The sequence below is a fragment of the Streptomyces sparsus genome, assembly GCF_054776295.1.
In genome coordinates, this window is sequence record NZ_BAAHCA010001135.1 from 1 (window position 1) to 1,395 (window position 1,395).

At 73.5% G+C, this 1,395-nt stretch carries 1 protein-coding gene; it reads left to right on the forward strand.

Annotated elements, in window-relative coordinates:
• Positions 1 to 245: 245 nt before the first annotated feature.
• Positions 246 to 1,395 (forward strand): LON peptidase substrate-binding domain-containing protein (locus tag ACYVE9_RS26915; RefSeq protein WP_461030502.1); only part of this gene is annotated, 1,150 nt, incomplete at its 3' end.

Here is a 1,395-nt window from a genome sequence, read left to right on the forward strand (position 1 = left end):
CGGCCCCGGTGTCGTCCGAATATGACGTTCCGTGGCCCGGGGTGCGAGCGGCCCGGTGAGCTGGGGCGACGCCGGCGGGGTCGTCCCGTCGCCGCCGTGCGGGGAGCGGGCTGGGCGCCTCGGACGCCTGCGTGGGCGGCGCGGCCGGAGATCGCTGTCAGCGAACGCGGCAGACCGGTGGGAACATCTGAGACGCCCGAGGCATTGAGTCGATACAGCTCAAGTTGATTGCCGAGGGAGACGTCATGACTTTGTCGCAGGACACGCTCACCCTGCCCGTGCTGCCGCTTGACGACGAAGTGGTGCTGCCCGGCATGGTGGTGCCGTTGGACCTGTCCGACGCCGAAGTGCGGGCCGCGGTGGAAGCGGCCCAGGTCGCGGCCACCGACGGGAGCAAGCCTCAGGTGCTGCTGGTGCCGCGCATCGACGGCACCTACGCGGCCACCGGCGTGCTCGGCCGGGTCGAGCAGGTCGTCCGGCTCGGCGACGGCGACCCCGGCGCGCTGATCCGCGGCACCGGCCGGGTCCGCATCGGAGCGGGCACCGGCGGACCGGGCGCCGCGCTGTGGGTGGAGGGCACCCGCGTCACCGAGCAGACCCCCGACCCGCTGCCCGGCGCCGTCGCCGAGCTGGCCAAGGAGTACAAGGCCCTCACCACGAGCTGGCTGCGCAAGCGCGGCGCCTGGCAGGTCGTGGACCGGGTGCAGCAGATCGAGGACATCGGCGCGCTGGCCGACAACGCTGGCTACTCGCCGTTCCTCTCCGTCCCGCAGCGCGTCGAACTGCTGGAGACCGCCGAACCGGTGGCCCGGCTCCGCCTCGCGGTGCGCTTCCTCAGCGAGCACCTCGCCGAGGAGGAGGTCGCCGAGTCCATCGCCAAGGACGTGCAGGACGGCGTCGACAAGCAGCAGCGGGAGTTCCTGCTCCGCCGCCAACTGGAGGCCGTGCGCAAGGAACTCGCCGAGCTCAACGGCGACCCCGGTGACGAGGGCGACGACTACCGGGCCCGCGTCGAGTCGGCCGACCTGCCCGCGCACGTCCGCGAGGCCGCGCTCAAGGAGGTCGACAAGCTCGAACGGTCCTCCGAGCAGAGCCCCGAGGGCGGCTGGATCCGCACCTGGCTCGACACCGTGCTGGAACTGCCCTGGAACGTGCGCACCGAGGACGCCTACGACGTGCCCGGCGCCAAGGCCGTGCTCGACGCGGATCACGCCGGTCTCGACGACGTCAAGGAGCGCATCACCGAGTACCTGGCCGTGCGCCGGCGCCGCGCCACCCGGTCCGCGGACACCCCCGGCTCCCCGGAGAGCAGCCCGACGCCGCCCCCGAGCGCTGCCTCGGACGTTCCGACGGACGGCCCGGGGGACGCTGTGCGGGACGGCTCCCCCGGCGGCA